At 44.0% G+C, this 16,297-nt stretch carries 11 protein-coding genes and 3 tRNA genes; 5 read left to right on the top strand and 9 right to left on the bottom strand.

The genetic code is table 11. From position 1 onward, the window contains the following. Nucleotides 1–2 precede the first annotated feature (2 nt). Together ACQEXU_RS14095 and cqsA are read left to right on the top strand one after the other, a co-directional pair. A complete protein-coding gene (locus ACQEXU_RS14095) occupies nucleotides 3–977 on the top strand; it encodes a TDT family transporter (protein ID WP_427011300.1) in 975 nt (324 codons plus the stop codon). A gap of 177 nt (nucleotides 978–1,154) precedes the next feature. After that, nucleotides 1,155–2,336, top strand: coding sequence for an alpha-hydroxyketone-type quorum-sensing autoinducer synthase (gene cqsA, locus ACQEXU_RS14100; RefSeq protein ID WP_367990008.1), 1,182 nt, complete (start codon nucleotides 1,155–1,157; stop codon nucleotides 2,334–2,336). 37 nt (nucleotides 2,337–2,373) lie between these two features. Here cqsA and ACQEXU_RS14105 read toward each other — a convergent pair whose 3' ends face one another. The 4 genes from ACQEXU_RS14105 to ACQEXU_RS14120 all read right to left on the bottom strand — a co-directional run bounded on the left by ACQEXU_RS14105 (nucleotide 2,374) and on the right by ACQEXU_RS14120 (nucleotide 9,901). Then, nucleotides 2,374–4,419, bottom strand: coding sequence for a hybrid sensor histidine kinase/response regulator (locus tag ACQEXU_RS14105; protein WP_427011301.1), 2,046 nt, complete (start codon nucleotides 4,417–4,419; stop codon nucleotides 2,374–2,376). A gap of 95 nt (nucleotides 4,420–4,514) precedes the next feature. Next, a complete protein-coding gene (locus ACQEXU_RS14110; protein ID WP_427011302.1) occupies nucleotides 4,515–7,556 on the bottom strand; it encodes an SbcC/MukB-like Walker B domain-containing protein in 3,042 nt (1,013 codons plus the stop codon). Further along, nucleotides 7,556–8,701, bottom strand: a complete 1,146-nt coding sequence (locus tag ACQEXU_RS14115) for an exonuclease SbcCD subunit D (RefSeq protein ID WP_427011303.1) — start codon at nucleotides 8,699–8,701, stop codon at nucleotides 7,556–7,558. The genes ACQEXU_RS14110 and ACQEXU_RS14115 overlap by 1 nt, the downstream gene beginning before the upstream one ends. A gap of 114 nt (nucleotides 8,702–8,815) precedes the next feature. After that, the gene (locus ACQEXU_RS14120; RefSeq protein ID WP_427011304.1) at nucleotides 8,816–9,901 is read right to left on the bottom strand and encodes a ketoacyl-ACP synthase III; all 1,086 of its coding nucleotides are present in this window, start codon (nucleotides 9,899–9,901) and stop codon (nucleotides 8,816–8,818) included. Between the two features lie 155 nt (nucleotides 9,902–10,056). Here ACQEXU_RS14120 and trxC point away from each other — a divergent pair, with 155 nt between their 5' ends. Both trxC and ACQEXU_RS14130 read left to right on the top strand, forming a co-directional pair. Beyond that, nucleotides 10,057–10,491, top strand: a complete 435-nt coding sequence (gene trxC / locus ACQEXU_RS14125) for a thioredoxin TrxC (protein WP_427011305.1) — start codon at nucleotides 10,057–10,059, stop codon at nucleotides 10,489–10,491. 188 nt (nucleotides 10,492–10,679) lie between these two features. Continuing rightward, nucleotides 10,680–11,843 (top strand): MFS transporter, encoded by a 1,164-nt coding sequence (locus ACQEXU_RS14130; protein WP_427011306.1) that lies wholly within the window; start codon nucleotides 10,680–10,682, stop codon nucleotides 11,841–11,843. A gap of 13 nt (nucleotides 11,844–11,856) precedes the next feature. Here the strand turns inward: ACQEXU_RS14130 and ACQEXU_RS14135 are convergent, their stop codons facing one another. Next, the gene (locus tag ACQEXU_RS14135; protein WP_367990015.1) at nucleotides 11,857–12,264 is read right to left on the bottom strand and encodes a nitrous oxide-stimulated promoter family protein; all 408 of its coding nucleotides are present in this window, start codon (nucleotides 12,262–12,264) and stop codon (nucleotides 11,857–11,859) included. A gap of 203 nt (nucleotides 12,265–12,467) precedes the next feature. Here ACQEXU_RS14135 and ACQEXU_RS14140 point away from each other — a divergent pair, with 203 nt between their 5' ends. Next, complete coding sequence (locus tag ACQEXU_RS14140; protein ID WP_427011307.1) at nucleotides 12,468–13,256, top strand: EAL domain-containing protein; 789 nt, start codon at nucleotides 12,468–12,470, stop codon at nucleotides 13,254–13,256. A gap of 17 nt (nucleotides 13,257–13,273) precedes the next feature. Here the strand turns inward: ACQEXU_RS14140 and ACQEXU_RS14145 are convergent. The 4 genes from ACQEXU_RS14145 to ACQEXU_RS14160 all read right to left on the bottom strand — a co-directional run bounded on the left by ACQEXU_RS14145 (nucleotide 13,274) and on the right by ACQEXU_RS14160 (nucleotide 16,217). Beyond that, nucleotides 13,274–13,347, bottom strand: a tRNA-Cys gene (locus ACQEXU_RS14145). A gap of 33 nt (nucleotides 13,348–13,380) precedes the next feature. Beyond that, nucleotides 13,381–13,467 (bottom strand) — tRNA-Leu (locus ACQEXU_RS14150). Nucleotides 13,468–13,527: 60 nt separating this feature from the next. Continuing rightward, nucleotides 13,528–13,601, bottom strand: a tRNA-Cys gene (locus tag ACQEXU_RS14155). A 300-nt stretch (nucleotides 13,602–13,901) separates the two neighbouring features. Next, nucleotides 13,902–16,217, bottom strand: a complete 2,316-nt coding sequence (locus ACQEXU_RS14160) for a methyl-accepting chemotaxis protein (RefSeq protein ID WP_427011308.1) — start codon at nucleotides 16,215–16,217, stop codon at nucleotides 13,902–13,904. Between the last annotated feature and the right edge of the window lie 80 nt (nucleotides 16,218–16,297).

The raw sequence follows: 16,297 nt of genomic DNA on the forward strand, positions 1-16,297 counted from the left end.
CGTTGAACTGGCGCAGGCTAACGCAATTCCAAAATGTTCCCCCTTCTCAAGCGGCCTTAGCTCTTGGAATGATTGGTCTAGGGCATGCGTGGGCTTTGTATATGCCAGAATTTGGGGTATTAGTGCGTCCTTATATGGCTGGCTTAGGGGCATTGTTACTGCTCCCAGTTCTTATTAAGTATTTCACCAACCTCAACACGTTTCTAAATGATATTCGTCATCCTCTTAGTGGCAGCCTGATGGCCCCTATGAGCATGGCATTATTGATCCTTTGTGACTATCTCGCTGTTATTTCCCCCGTCATTGCATATCCAATATGGTTTGCCGCTCTTTTGTTGCACTTTACCATGATGGTACTGTTTTTTAGCTTTCAACTGCTTAACTTCAAAATGTCCAACATTGTCCCCAGTTGGTTTCTTTACCCTGTCGGGTTGATCAGCAGCTCTTTGGCAGGCACGCAGTTTGGTCATACGGTCTTTTCTGAAACACTGGTGAATGTTTGTATCACGATCTACTTTTTCATGTTGCCATTGGTGTTATATCGTCTGGTGTTTGAAGGCATGTTACCAAGGCGAGCGAGACCGACACTTGCCATCATGGCCGCACCTATCAACTTAACCTTAGCAACCTACCTAGTGAACTTTAAACAGCCCGATCCTATTTTAACCGGAGCATTAGCTGGCATAGCCATCACTATGACCTTGCTTATCTACCTTTGCTATATCCGGTTACTGCGCTTGAAATTCCAACCTTCCATTGCAGCAGTCACCTTCCCTTCTGTCATTAGCGCTGTTGCAATGCATCGGTTGACGGGATTTTTCGAGCAGTACCACCCTCATTGGCATTGGCTACACAAATTCGGTTTCTTTGAGCTGACGATCGCAACGATTCTTGTTGCTTGGGTCTCATTTGGCTACGTAAAAATGTACTGGCCTGAGTTTTTTTCGAACAAGGCAATTGAACAACCCAAGCCATAAAAATGGAACCGGCCGCACGCCCAAACGGTACGCTAGTAATAAATAAGTTAATACACAGTATATTTTTGTTTGCTCACTAGCGCAAAGAAATCATATTCAATCCTAGATTATGCACTCCGATTCATTCATATATCCCTTGTCAGCTGGCCCAGGTTTTATAAAAAGGATATATGTACCATGAACATGTTAAAAAGTGCTCCGCTTCTGCCAGACTTTATTAAATCGTCTTTAGATCATTACATTGAAGATTTAATGGGCTCTAATCAGAATGGTAAACATCTTGTATTAGGTAAGCGTCCTACATCACAAGATATCGTTTTACAAAGCAATGATTACCTTGATTTATCAAATCATCCAACAATCATTGACGCTCAGGTTCAGTCTTTATTGAGTAACACAGATACGCCTTTTATGTCTGGCATATTTCTTCAAGATGAAGCTGATAAACCGAGTGTAGAAAAACAACTCGCTCGATTTACCGGATTTTCTTCTTGCTTACTGTCTCAATCAGGCTGGGCTGCGAATACTGCCCTGTTGCAAACTATTTGCGATACCAATACCAATGTTTACATCGACTTTTTTGCGCACATGTCAATGTGGGAAGGCGCAAGAATTGCTGGTGCAAATCTTCATCCCTTTATGCATAACAATGTACGCCACCTCAAAAAGCTCATCCGTCGTCATGGCCCAGGATTAGTTGTTGTTGATTCCATTTATAGCACCATCGGCACTATCGCACCGTTGGAAGAGATGGTTTCCATCAGTAGAGAACTTGGCTGTGCGATTTTAGTTGATGAGTCACACTCTCTGGGCACCCATGGTTACCATGGTGCGGGTTTAGTGAATAAGCTTGGCTTAACAAAACAGGTCGACTTCCTAACGGCAAGCCTCGCTAAAACATTTGCCTACCGCGCAGGAGCGATTTGGTGTAACAACCTTGCTAATGAGTGTATTCCATTTGTCGCCTATCCGGCTATTTTCAGCTCGGCAATGTTGCCGTATGAAATTGACCGCATCAGCGCAACGTTGGAAATCATTTTGAAAGCGGATAAGGAAAGAGAGGTGCTCGCAGAAAAAGCCAACGCTTTGGCTAAAACCCTGCGCTCAATTGGTTTCACAATTCGCAGTGAATCACAAATCATTGCATTGGAAACAGGGGATGAAAGAAACACAGAAAAGGTTAGAGACTACTTAGAAAGCCATGGCGTATTTGGCGCTGTCTTCTGCCGGCCAGCAACTACTCCAAATAAGAACATCATCCGGTTTTCTCTAAATAGCTCTGTTACCGACGCGCAACTAGAAAAGCTGATACAGGTATGCCATGACGCCTACCACCAGCCAAACATCTATTTTCTTTAATAGAGAGGGCTCCCCTATGTCTTGTCATAGGGGAGCCCTAAATCCAATTGGCAATCTTATCGAGAATCAAATCACTATCCGCTGGTTTCACAATATAGTCATTCATACCCGAGCTCTGTATCTTTTCAATCGACTGTTCCGTTTTATCTCCGGTATGCCCTAGAATAGGGATCGAAGCATATTGCTCACTTGAATTTCGAATCCGTGACGTTGTTTCAATGCCATTTAAAGCGGGCATCTCAATGTCCATTAAGACAAGATCAGCGGGTTGTGCAGCCAACATTTCCAAGACTTCAATGCCATTCTTCGCTTGAACAACCTCAAAACCCTGCCTTTCTAGCAAAATGGAAGTGTAGGTACGAAGTGATTGGTTGTCGTCAGCAACAATAATTCGCTTGCCGCCAATGCCTTTTTTCTCTGGCAATACATTTCGGTCAACGGAGGGTGACTCGAAAAAAAGTTCATCTAAAACTTCTTTACCTTTCAACAAAAAACGATGTTTTTCGATAGGATACACCGTGAGATGGCGTTCAATTGCGTTATAGTACTGGCTATTTTCATCATAAAGATACACAAGCCGTGCCTCAGTAAAATGCAGCCTTTGTTCCAACTTATCAAAGTAGTTAGGTTCGGAAACCGCAGCATCGAGATCAATCATGATCAAGTCATATTCAAACTCGTATTCTTCAAATTTGGTTGCCGTCTCCAGAGAGATATTATTTAAGCGAAAACCTCGATAAAAGGAGAGCTCATTTAATAAACGCCCTACAGCATTCTGCTCACCGATATAAAGTACGGACTTATCTTTTAATAAGTCTATTTTGATCGCCTCAACTTGTTTGGACTGATAATGAGGAAAACTTAAGGTAAATTTGGTCCATTCGCCAACCTGTGATGAACAAGAGATATCACCACCAAGTGCTTTCATCACTTTACGACAAAACGGTAAACCTAAGCCATAACTACCCTCTTTGCCAAAGGTATAAAAGTCCTTAAAGATATGTTCTTTGATCGCGGGATCAATACCAACCCCGGTATCCGTTAGTATCAGCTCATTGCCATCTTGAGTGGCCCTGAGCGTGATACTGATTCGGAATGAATCTCCACTTTGGTAGTAAAACGCATTCTTCAATAAATTATATAGCGCATATTTAAGCAGCAAATCACTCCCTAAAAATTGGAAGTCTTCCATGACATCGAGTGTCACCTTTTCTTTATCTGCTGCTCGGCGATACGAGAAGCTGGCCACCGCCTCTTCAACAACCTGCAATGCAGAATACTGCTTGAATGTTCCTCTTGATATTCTGCTTTCATCGATTGAGGTAAGCAGTAGATCTATCGTCTCATTACCATGCTCAATCACTTCATCGGCATCTGCAATTACATCTCGTGCCAACATCAATTCTTGATGAGACATTAAGTGGAATTCTTTTCGTCCATGGCTTGTTTGAGGTAACACAGAATTGAGTACTTCTAATGATGATTTAAGCGCTGCAAGGGGGTTACGCATTTCATGAGCAATCCCAGCACCAAATGATTTAGCAATAGAGGCCTTTGTTTCGTGTTCAACTTGATTACGGAAATAAAACAAATTGCCAAAGATGTAAGTAAACAAAAAGATGGGCACATACGCCCATACCACATGACCAGCGATTTTTGTGTAGTCAAAGCCATAGGCAAAGAGAAAGGCTAGCGCGATACAAACCAGCGCTTGTGCAAGCATCAAACGAGTTTGGTGAACCAACAGGATATGCAAAAAGATAGATGCCATAAACGACATGACCCAAACCGTTGACCAAGCGTTTTGAAACATCATAAAGGCAAAAAAGAACGGTAAACAAAAACCAATAACAAATAAGTACAAGAGGGGCATAAAACGTTGAATATGCTTCGGTAGCGCTTTCCGAAATGCAATCAAGGCAAACAGAGCCGAACAAAACAGCCTTAATGCCAAGTTTTCATAGGGCTGAGGAAACAAATAAGCCCATATATAGTAATACACCGGAAAGCCAAGTAGCCCCATCCAACCGACAAGGGTCAGATTGGGCTCCGCATATTGATAGACTTTGCGTACAGCTTCCATTCGACTTCCTAAACCAACGTATATTTTATTATTCTACTTTAAGGATTAGCACAACTTTATGTGCCCCCCCAAATACCCTGCCTAACTAGTTTTTACTAGCTAACGACTTTCACTCGGCTTCCAACTCGACTGGCTTCAATATCAACACGCAGTGACATCTGTTCTTTTAACTCACTGACATGAGAAATCACGCCGATCGTTCGCCCACCTTGCTGGAGATCGATTAAGGTTTGGATTGCCAAATCCAAAGATTCTGGGTCAAGACTACCAAAGCCTTCATCAATAAACAGTGTGTCCAGTCGAATTCCGCCACTGTATGACTGAACCACATCCGAAAGCCCTAACGCTAACGATAATGCCGCCATAAACGATTCACCGCCAGATAAGGTCGCAACATCTCTCAACTTGCCGGTGTAGCCATCTTCCACCATCAAATCAAGCCCTGAGCCTGCATTACCTTTTGCACGTTCTTCCTTACGACGAAGCTCGTATCGCCCTTTGCTCATGATCCGCAAACGTTGAGAGGCCTGAATAAGCACATCATCCAACAACACACCAAGAACAAAGCGGTGTAAGCTCACTTTTGCCCCAGTTTTGCCATTTGCGATATCACTTAAAGTGCCGATCACTTGGTACTCTTTTTCAAGAGCCTCGTTTTGCGCATAAAGGGCCACTAATCTCTTTTGCACTTCTTGGATACGATCTAATACAGACTTAGCCTCAGAATAAGCGTTCAGCGCCTGTTGGTGAGCAATATTGGCTTGCTCTCTTACTTGTGACAACATCTCGACTTCAGGCTTTGAAGCGCCTTCAAGTGTTTTCTGTAGCGTTTCAATTGAGCCTCGTAGACTGGCAGACTTCTCATCATACGTTTGTATCTCGACATCTAGAAGCGCCAGTGTCTGCGGATCTAACTTGGCGGCAAGATAGGCTTGCTCATCTGAAAACGGGCTGCTCGAAAGCGCTTCTAACCAGAGTCGCTGAGCCTCTTCTACTTCAGTTTGAGTCCGATTTAATTGCTTACTCAGTTCATCACATGTTGCTTGCAGCTCAATCGTTTTCTGTTTTCCCTGCTCAGCATGTGCTTTCGTCGTTTGTTCAGTGTCGAGATATTGCTTAACCAAATGCTCTGTTTGTGCAATGGCGACCGTAACCTCTTCCTGCTTCTGATACTGTGCTGGGATCCCTTTTGAATAAGTGTCGACTTCCGCCAACTGTCGCGCTAGTAACACATTCGCATCATTTAATTGTTGTGTTTTTTCATCTAATTCACTCTTCACTTTGGTGAACTGACTTTCAAGTTGCACAAGTTGTTGGCTAGTCTGCTCAGGGTCAAGGCGACGTAGCTGAGCTAACTCATTGTCTAAAATCGATAATTGCGCAGCAACTTGTTCTTTCGTCTCTATTGCTCTTTCACCAAGCTGGAGCAAAATGCCGTCTAGCGATTGCTGGGTTTTCGCCACCACCAGCATGCCTTTTTGAACTCGGGCACTGACGGTATCGAGTTGCTCTTGATGCTTTTGTTGTTCTAAACGCGCTTGTTCAACGTCTTTTTTTGTGACTTCTTCAGAGGTAAAACGAGCTGGATTTGGGTGCTCACAACTGCCACAAACAGGACATGGTTCCCCTAGTTCAAGGCGTTTTGCAAGTTGAGCAGCCTGAGTGCTATGCCAATGAAACTCGATACGATCTGCCGTTTCTTTCGCCTTGGCAACAAGATGTTGGGCTTGCATTTGCTCTTGTTCAAGCTGCTTTAAAAGCAATTGTTGCTTCTCAAGCGCAGTTTCAGTTTCTGCTTTTTGAACAACAAGCGTTAGTTGGCTGTTGATGGCATCAAGTTGCTGCTGCTTCAGCGGAATAGTAGCGTAAGCATCTTTTACCGACTCGAGCTCACTGCGTTTTTCAGTAAGACTTTTCTCCAAGCTTTGATGCGTTCTATCTAACGCCGACTTCTCAGTACTCAATTGAGAAATGTGTTGGTTGCTTTTAGCCACCATTTGCTCGGATTTCGCCAACTCAGCAAACTTGCCTGAGATTTCCTTTAATGTGTATAGCTGCTGATTGAGCTCAGGTACTTGTTTGGCTTGCTCTGCTGCATGGAGCCAAGCATTATTGCTTACTTCAAGTTGTTGAGTGGCAGCTTCAAGCGTGACTTTGGTTTTACACACTTGTTCAGAGACATGCTTGGCTTCTTGATTGGTTTGTTGCAACCTAGCATGTGCGACATTCAGAGCGATTGCCGCTGACGCATTTTCTCGTTGCACTTTGTTTTGAGCATGGGCCTCATGCTGTGCCAAATGCGTTGTTTGCTGGGCAAGCATCTGCTCTAGGTTGTCAAACTTACTAATCAGCTCGACTGCCTGTTTCTCATTCGCCTGTGCTTGCTCTAGCTCTTTTTGCGTCTTTACTAGTTCTTTTTCTGCTAATTCACATTGTGGGAGTTGTTGCTGGTGTAATGTATGTAGCGCTTCTTCACTGTCCACGTTCACGACATCCAATACGCCTTTAATTTGGTTATCAAACTCGTCTTTCGCTTTGCGAATTCCCGCTGCACGGTCAAACAATGCCCGTTCAATAGCAACATAAATGTGTGTTGCAAAAAGTTGCCCAAAAATCTGTTCACGCTCCTTGGAATTTGCGATGAGCAGTTCACGGAACTTTCCTTGAGGCAACACCATCACTTGCCGAAATTGCTTAACGTCTAAACCAATTAACTCTACGATCGCCTTCGCGACGGGGGTAGGTTTATTTGCAATTAACTCTTCGTCTTGATGGTCGATACAAAACAACGTTGCTGAGTGGGTTCTTTTAGTTGTTCCCTCTCCCCGTTTTTTGGGGATCTGCTGCTCTGGGCTACGTTCAATACGATAGTATTTCTCACCCAACGCAAACTCAAAAATGACCTCCGTCATCAACTCCGCTTTCGCATGGTCACAACGCATCTGGTCGCCCGTACGTTCACTACCAGTAGTTTCACCGTATAAAGCAAAACAAATAGCATCAAGAATTGTACTTTTCCCAGAACCAGTAGGCCCATTGATCAAGAATAAAGGCGCCGAGCCAAGCAACGTAAAGTCAATAACTTCACGCTCCGCGAATGGACCAAAAGCTTGAACGGTTAATTTGATTGGCTTCATTATGCGTTCTCTTGCTTGCGGGTTAATTGACCAATGATCTCATTCATGGCCGCTTCTTGAGCTTCTGTTAACGCTTCTTGCTTTGCTTCGGTGAAAAAATCCTTAAACATATCCATTTCACTTCTTGCCAACTGCGCTTTACCCATCTCTTGTTCAACCCCAATTAACATGCCGGGTTTCTCTAGGTGGAGCACATTCGGATACGATTTCCTCAGCTTCTCCATCGGGTCCAAGATGGCATGTTTATCCGTCAGACGAGCCAATATGTAATCGTGACTATTAGGATCTTTTTGCCCTTGTTCGATAATGTCTTGAAGCTCTCCCTCAATAATGCGCATTTGGTGAGGAGCCACCAAATCGATATGAGTAGCGGATTTAAAACCAGACTTATCCAACTCGACTAACGTCATCCCTTTCTTTTGATGTTGTTCAGAGAAGCTGTATTTCATGAGTGAGCCGGAATAACGGATGTAGTCTTCACCTTTTTTCTGAGGTTGATGCAAATGCCCAAGCGCCACATAATCAAATGGCAGAAAATGCTCATGACTCACCCTATCAGAACCACCAATCGACAACGGACGCTCAGATTCAGAATCGATAGCCCCATCGACAAAACAATGACTGATAAGGACATTTTTCTGATCAGAAGAAAAATGTTCGGTGATCTCATCGACTAACTGCTTATGCGCTTCGTCATGGGTAGAAACTGGCGTTTGATAGGCATGACGTACCAATTCAGGGTCGTTATATGGCATACCCCAAAAGGCCACGTCACCGGCTTGTTGGGACGTGATGATCACCGGTTGACGCATATCTTCAAATGTACTCAGTATGTGTAAACCTGCCCCCGACATCTGGCGAGACGCAAACCCTAATCGCTGAGCACCATCGTGATTTCCTGGGATAAGAATGACAGGGACATTGAGTTCATTACACGTTCGGTTGATAAAGTCGTTCAACACTTCTATCGCAGCCGTAGGAGGAACAGAACGATCGTAAATATCACCAGCAACCACTACAGCATCAACATCATTGTGACTTAGGTACGCAATGATTTGATTTAAAACAGCTTGCTGATCTTTAAGAAGAGATACGTTGTGAAATTGACGGCCAAGATGCCAGTCCGAAGTGTGAAGGAACTTCATTAACGCCCTGTGAAATCCATATTCGATTGACGCTAATGATACCATTGAGTGCCAAATGTTATAAACGAAAACTGCCACAAAAAACGTGGCAGTTTTTACTGATTACAATCTGAATTATTCCGCTCGGCTTTTACAGTGCGCGATTGCGTGTTCCAGTAGCTCTAGTGCAGTACTGTCGCATGTTGGTAGCGTTGCATCACTCTTGCCAATTGGCGTCACACGCTCACCCCATTTAATATGGCCAGCACCCCATGTTAATCCGGCGCCAAATGCCGCAAGTAAAAGGTTATCTCCGGCTTTTACTCGCCCTTGCTCTAACGCTTCACATAGCGCAATTGGCACGGTTGCCGCTGAGGTATTGCCGTAATTGTGAATATTCACAAAGGCTTTTTCTTGCTCAATACCTGACAGATCACACAGTGTTTGGATAATGCGAATATTAGCTTGATGTGGAATCACTACATCGACATTTTCAGTTGAGAGGTTGCTTCGAGTTAGCACACTGTGTGCTGCTGCCCCCATACCTTTTACTGCTCGTTTAAAGATTTCTTTACCGACGAAATTAAAGTCCCAGTAGCCGTTATCAGCCGCAAATCGATCCATGCAGGTACCGAATTTCGGCACTGCAAGAATATCTCGCCCTGCTGAGTCACAACCAAGTTGAGCGTGTTGTAAACCGACTTGTTTCTCAGTTTTTGAAAGCACGACAGCACCTGCACCATCACCAAACAACACGGCGGTGTCACGCTTTGTCCAGTCAATGTAAAACGACAGTCTTTCCGCACCTACAACGATAGCATTGCGGTAATTGCCCGCTTGGATTAAACGAGTGGCCGTTTCCAAACCGTATACAAAACCTGTACAGGCAGCATTGAGATCAAATGCTGTAGCCGTTTTTAACCCGAGGTTTTGCGATACTTTAGATGCAATATTTGGAATCAAGGAATCTGGTGAGCAAGTTGCAATGATCACCAAATCAATATCTTCAGCGGCTAAACCTGCGCAAGCCAATGCATGCTGAGCGGCGACTGTTGCCATGTCAGAGGTGTTCACATGGCTGATACGACGATTTTCAATTCCAGTACGTGTTTTTATCCACTCATTGGAAGTATCAATGAACGTGCTTAGGTCATCATTCGACAGCGTTGCAGGTGGTAAGCATTTCCCCCACCCGGTAATTTCGGCATAAAAATTAGACATTGCGGACCTTTTGTTATTTTTTCGCTATGGATTGAGTATAACGACCCAAACTACCGAGTGTCATCCTATTGAAATTAATAATCTAAACCTTATCTTGTAAGAAAGCCCTGAAAAACTCGTTCTTAATTTGAGTTACATTATAAGAGAGAAAAGTCATGTCTACATTTAACACTCGTTGTCCTTCTTGTTCAGGACTGAACCGAGTTCCTTTAGAAAGAGTATCGGACCTTCCCAAATGTGGTAAGTGTCAATCAGAGCTGCTTGATGGTGCACCCGTCGAAGGTACCGATTTAAACTTCGATGCAATATTAAATAGCGACCAACCAGTGGTTGTTGATTTCTGGGCACCGTGGTGTAACCCATGCGTTGGATTTGCCCCAGTATTTGCTGATGTGGCCGTAGAGCAAAAACAGAAGGTACGATTCGTAAAGGTTGACACTGAAGCACAACAAAACCTAGCCATGAAATATCAAATTAGAAGCATTCCAACCGTTATGGTTTTTAAAGGTGGGAAAAGAGTCGATGTAATTAACGGAGCCCTTCCTAAAAGCCAATTCCAGCAATGGTTAAATGTGGCTATAAGCAAATAGCACACTCAAATAAATGCCGCCATTAAATGCATAAATCGGCGGCTTTTACACCTATTTATACACCATTGACATCAATAAATATTATTTATCGTCAAGTTCAATAATTTTCGTTGTACTTCAACCATAATCCCCTCCATAGTCGCGCCAAATTCTGATTACTTTTCTACCAATTCATTGAGGCGACGACATTGGAAAATACCTTCTCTCCTGAACCTGTGAAAGCTCGTATCACCGTGCCAGTTATTGCATTAGCACTTTATGCCGTTGCATCTGGTTATCTGATGAGCTTAATTCCGTTGATGCTTCCGCATTACGGGTTGGAGAGTAGTTTAGCCAGCTGGCTTGCTAGTGTTTTTTATGCAGGTTTGTTAGTTGGCGCCGCCATCATTGAACCGCTCGTCACTCGTGTCGGCCACCGCAATGCTTTTGTCTATTGCTTAACAGCTTTCATCTTAACCATCATCGCATTGCCAATTTTTACGAATGCTACACTTTGGCTCAGCGCGCGATTCATTGCCGGTATTGCCGTTGCTGGGGTATTTGTCATTGTTGAGTCTTGGCTTTTACATGGTGATGAAACTTCTCGCGCAAGACGTCTAGGTTTATATATGGGTTCCCTTTATGGAGGCAGCTCACTAGGGCAACTCGGCATCGGTTTGCTAGGCATTGAAGGTGGCGTGCCATTCATCGCTATTTTCACTTTGCTTCTGATGGCAATTGTCGTACTTCTATTTGGCGAGTCCGATCAACCAGAAAGCCAACACAGCATTCCTTTGTCATTAAAACAAATTGGTAAGTTAAACCACGCTGCAATTATTGGTTGTATTGTTTCTGGCCTCACACTGGGCGCTATTTATGGCCTGATGCCTCTTGAGCTGGATAACCGAGGGATCCAACATCAGGATTTAGGCAGCTTAATGGCTTTAATCATTCTTGGTGGCATGGCGGTTCAACCTATCGTCCCATGGTTATCTAAGTACTTAGGCAGAACATTACTGATGGCACTGTTTTGTATGTTAGGGGTAGCCGCTATCGCTTTGACCAGCGCTTTCTCAGATTTGCGCGTGTTGGGGCTTGGCCTGTTCATACTTGGTATGGCGACATTCGCCATCTACCCTGTAGCTATCAACCTTGGTTGCGATAAGTTAGATGCAAGCTACATCGTCTCTGCAACTCAAGTAATGCTGTTTAGCTACAGTGTCGGCTCTGTTGCTGGCCCTGTTGCCGCAGACGGGTTTATGGCAGACAACCACGGCTTAATGCGATATCTGTTCGCGACATTGCTAGCAACGTGCATCTATATGTTACTTGCAAGCGTGAAAAGCAAACGCCAAGCCATGGCAGGAGAATAAACAAGGGGCCATACTAGGCCCCTTTTTCTTTTTGCTTTCTTAAATAACGATTTGACACATTACTACTCGGCTGCTCTGGTACCTTCCTCTTTTCATGAATTAAATGGCGAATCGCAAGGATGGGATGTGGTAATAACATTCTGGGGCCTGAATATCGCATAACTAGCCGCATTTGCTCCTTCGGCTCAGGCTTATAACAATGAATTGGGCATTGATTGCACGTTGGTTTATTTTGGCCATAAGGACACCGATCAAGTCGCATTTCTGCATAATCCAACAGGCTTTCACACGTTTCACACAGTTCGTCACGACCCTCATGTTCAGTATGATGAGCATGACAATAGATCTTCACCATCGCCGTCACAGTCTTAAATTCTGTTAGCAATGCTCCCTGTAATATCATCGAACTCTTTTTGTCCATATTCTGCGCCAATCGAAATCAATAATTAAAGTCTAGAACCCCAACTCATTCAGCACTTTGATTTAGATTGGAAAAAACAACAATTAAAACCAACTGATGACAATATGACCAAGTCCTTCGTTTATTGCATAACAATCGGTTACAATACCCGCAACTATAACGATAAAAATAACAATTATACTTAGCAAATCAGGGGAAGTGGGATGGTACTAAATTCCAGAGGGGCATTTAACCAGCACTGTTATGTCGATGAGACGGGCAATCATCGAGCGCGCTATAAAGGGCTGGAGTTGAGCAGTGTTTTTCAACCCATTGTTAATGGGCGAAGACGACTCATTGGCCTTGAAGCATTACTGAGGGTCTTTAGCACTAAAACTCAAAAGCTCATTCCTCCTAACCTTGTTTTAGATACCCAAAAGAATGACTTCATCGATTGCCTTAATGTCGACCGCCTCAGTAGAGCTATCCATCTTCGAAACTTCGCTACTCTTAACCGCACTGATATCACCCTATTTCTCAACATGTTGCCTATCTCAAGTGAATACAATATGCAAAAAGCCATCGATGCCACGCTACTTTTAAAGCGTATGCAAGAACTTGGCATCAATACCAGCCGTGTTGTTTTTGAATTAGTTGAAACAGAATCGATGGCAGATGAACTATTAACCTCTGCCACACATTATATGCAGCAGGTGGGGTTTCAAGTTGCCATTGATGATTTTGGAGCGGGAGAATCCAACATAAAACGGCTCAGTTTGATAAAACCGGACATCATTAAAGTCGATCGTTCACTGTTGCAGGCATTTTGCCAAGGTCGCCCAGCCTCTCTCATTGAAGTATTACAGCATGCTCGCGTACTAAATGTTCCCGTGATCATAGAAGGCATTGAAACAACAAAAGAGTTTAAGCAAATGCAAGAGCTCGAGATCCACTACTACCAAGGTTTCTTACTTGGCAAACCGCAGAATCTAAAGGATATATTTGGGAATTAAATAAACTGAGTCAAAAATGGAGGCGCGTCCCGGAGTCGAACCGAGGTCCACGGATTTGCAATCCGCTGCATAGCCACTCTGCCAACGCGCCTTATTTTTCCTGTTCGGATGAACAAATGAGAGATGGTGCCCCGGGCCGGACTTGAACCGGCACAGCGCGAACGCCGAGGGATTTTAAATCCCTTGTGTCTACCAATTCCACCACCAGGGCACACAAATTTCTTTGTGATGCCGTTTAAGAGTTTTGTTAAACACCATCTTTAAATTCGAATGGAGGCGCGTCCCGGAGTCGAACCGAGGTCCACGGATTTGCAATCCGCTGCATAGCCACTCTGCCAACGCGCCTTTCCTTTCAACGCTTTAGTTACCCACCGCTGCGTTCGATGCATACTTTACGGATTGCAGGAAAAGAGTCAAACAAAAAAATCATTTTCCTGTTTGATTGCTGGGTTTTACATCAAATGGGTGCGAATTCGATCGAAGCGATTACAAATCCCCCAACCTATTGAGATGGCTCTTACCGTTATTTGTACATTGTGACACCATTCAACTCGGTGTACCTCACCTAAACTCTCAGAGTAAGTACTACGAAAAACAAAAACACCGCAACAAATCACAATTGCTGCGGTGCAGTTGTACTCAATACTAATACTTAAATTGAGCAATCTCTTTATTCAAGCCATCAGATTGACCTGATAAATCTTGAATCACTTCATCTACGTTATTTACCTGTTCAGAAACGGCCCCTGATGCATCAGCAATCGAGGTGATACTGCCACTGATGTCTTCTGTCACGGCTTTTTGTTCCGCCGCTGCTGCGGCAATTTGAGTCGTCATTTCATTCAGCTGACTGAGCATGTCAACAATTTGCCCAAGCATATCGGTATTTTGATGGCAGGTTTCCACACCTAATGACACAGTTTGGTTGGCATGTTGAATACTCTGAGCGACACCTTGAGTTTCTTTCTGTAATGCATCAATCTTTGATCTTATCTCTTCAGTGGAAGATTGAGTACGGCCGGCAAGCGATCTCACCTCATCGGCAACGACAGCAAAGCCTCTACCTTGCTCCCCTGCTCGAGCCGCTTCAATTGCTGCATTCAATGCCAATAGATTGGTTTGCTCCGCGATGCCCTGAATTACATCAAGCACTTCTGCAATAGAATTACTTTCCGCGTTTAGTCGTTCAATTGCCTCAACGGCTGTTTTCATCTCATTGTCGAGTTGGGAAATTTCATCCCCCAGCGAGGTACCAATTTTCATACCTTCATTCCCAGTATGGTTGGCATTGGTGACATATTCCGCTGCTCGGTTAGCAAACTGAGCGACTTCAGCGATCGACGCGCTCATTTGGTTGACAGCTGTCGCGACTGAGTCTGCTTTATGACTTTGTTCAGAGACAGCGGAACGGGTGTTGTTCATATTGGAAGACATACTGCGCGTATTCGAATTTAACGCATCTGTCGCCTGAGCAAATTGCCGGATCATTCCTTGTAAATGCTCAAACAAGGTATTCAATGCGCCAGCCAGTTCCGCCATTTCATCTTTACCGTTAACCGTTAACCGCGATGTCAAATCGTTGTTGTGACTGATCTCCTTGATTTGTTCACTGGCATGACGAATAGGTTGCGAAATACTATTACCAACCATGTAGGACAACACAATGGCGGCAATAACCACGATCACAATACAAATCAGTGCAGTAGTAATTTCCGCCTCAACCAACACTTCCACATCTCTCAAGGCTTCCTCAACTGTTAACTCGGTCAAAATTGCCCATTTCATACCCGCAGCCGTTACTGGCGCATAAGCGGAAAATACGGGTTTACCAGAAGTGCTGCTCGTCGACAGTTTCATTCCACTTTGGCCTGTCAATGCAAGAGTTAAAGTTTCACTATCGACTCTTTGACGGCCAATTGCAGACCCTTTGTCTGAAATCTGCGTAACCAAATCATTTGATACGCCAGTTGCTTTTAAAGCCTCAAAATAAGCAGTGTCATCTTCAATTAGCATCCTTGGTTGGCTACGCATTAACTTATCCGGGCCAACGAGATAGGTCTCCCCGGTATTGCCCAACCCTGCAAACTGCCATTTGCCATCAAATGTCATGAGTGCATTGATCTCATCCACTGGCATTTGAAAAATTAAAACCCCTGACCGCTTTCCTTGGGTAAAGACTGGCGTAGAAATAAAGGAGGCAGCCGCTTCATACGACGGATAATAAGGATAGAAATCTTCAAGATAGAACTGACCATTGCCTTTCTTCATTCCTTCACGATACGCAACAGCAATACCACTGTCCTGATATGGACCGGAAGTAAGGTTAGTAGCAAAATCGAGTTCTTTAAAAACGGAGTAAACAATATTCCCATCAAGGTCAACTAGAAATATGTCGTAGTAGCCAAACTGCTCAAGAAACGATTTGATGCCAGGATGATGTTTTTTATGTACCCCATCATAATCCGTCCCTAAAGAGTCACTCTCCATCTGGTGCTTCTCTCCCAGACCATTTGGATTCACTGCAATATAGCGGGCTTGGAGCGCTATGCCGATCTCAGGGATCTGCGAGAGCCTTTGTGACTCATTGGCTGACTGTCCATTATTGGACTCTCTGTAAGTCGTGCCGAACTGATTAGAATAGTATTGATTGAGTTTTGTGATATCAGAAGATGAGACTTGATTTGTGGGGTAAGCTTTAAAAGCTTGAGTAAATTCAAGCATCGCTTCCTGTGTCGATTTTAATCCTGCGAGTGTCGTTACCTGACCACTTATCTGGTCAAAGTAACGTTGGATTTCATTTTTCTTGATTTCTCTAACGGAGATGAGTTGTTGCGACGCCCGATTATACAACGCCTCTTCAGCTAGCACCGATGATTTCCATCCAATGAACCCACCCGTGATTACAACACCGAGAGCACATAACACCGTACACGCCAGAACAATTTTAGTGGCAATTTTCATATCCCAAACCCCTGCTCCAATATCCTCTTGCTTGGAGCACAATGACTGATTGAAAATGCCAACTGACTGGTTATTGTTAG

Source organism: Vibrio sp. TRT 21S02 (genome assembly GCF_050113675.1).
Taxonomy (GTDB): Bacteria; Pseudomonadota; Gammaproteobacteria; order Enterobacterales; family Vibrionaceae; genus Vibrio.

Bases quoted from the DNA above. Each gene is read 5' to 3' on its own strand.
- cqsA (WP_367990008.1), top strand. From the start codon at position 1,155: ATGAACATGTTAAAAAGTGCTCCGCTTCTGCCAGACTTTATTAAATCG.
- ACQEXU_RS14105 (WP_427011301.1), bottom strand. From the start codon at position 4,419: ATGGAAGCTGTACGCAAAGTCTATCAATATGCGGAGCCCAATCTGACC.
- ACQEXU_RS14110 (WP_427011302.1), bottom strand. From the start codon at position 7,556: ATGAAGCCAATCAAATTAACCGTTCAAGCTTTTGGTCCATTCGCGGAG.
- ACQEXU_RS14115 (WP_427011303.1), bottom strand. From the start codon at position 8,701: ATGAAGTTCCTTCACACTTCGGACTGGCATCTTGGCCGTCAATTTCAC.
- ACQEXU_RS14120 (WP_427011304.1), bottom strand. From the start codon at position 9,901: ATGTCTAATTTTTATGCCGAAATTACCGGGTGGGGGAAATGCTTACCA.
- trxC (WP_427011305.1), top strand. From the start codon at position 10,057: ATGTCTACATTTAACACTCGTTGTCCTTCTTGTTCAGGACTGAACCGA.
- ACQEXU_RS14135 (WP_367990015.1), bottom strand. From the start codon at position 12,264: ATGGACAAAAAGAGTTCGATGATATTACAGGGAGCATTGCTAACAGAA.
- ACQEXU_RS14140 (WP_427011307.1), top strand. From the start codon at position 12,468: ATGGTACTAAATTCCAGAGGGGCATTTAACCAGCACTGTTATGTCGAT.
- ACQEXU_RS14160 (WP_427011308.1), bottom strand. From the start codon at position 16,217: ATGAAAATTGCCACTAAAATTGTTCTGGCGTGTACGGTGTTATGTGCT.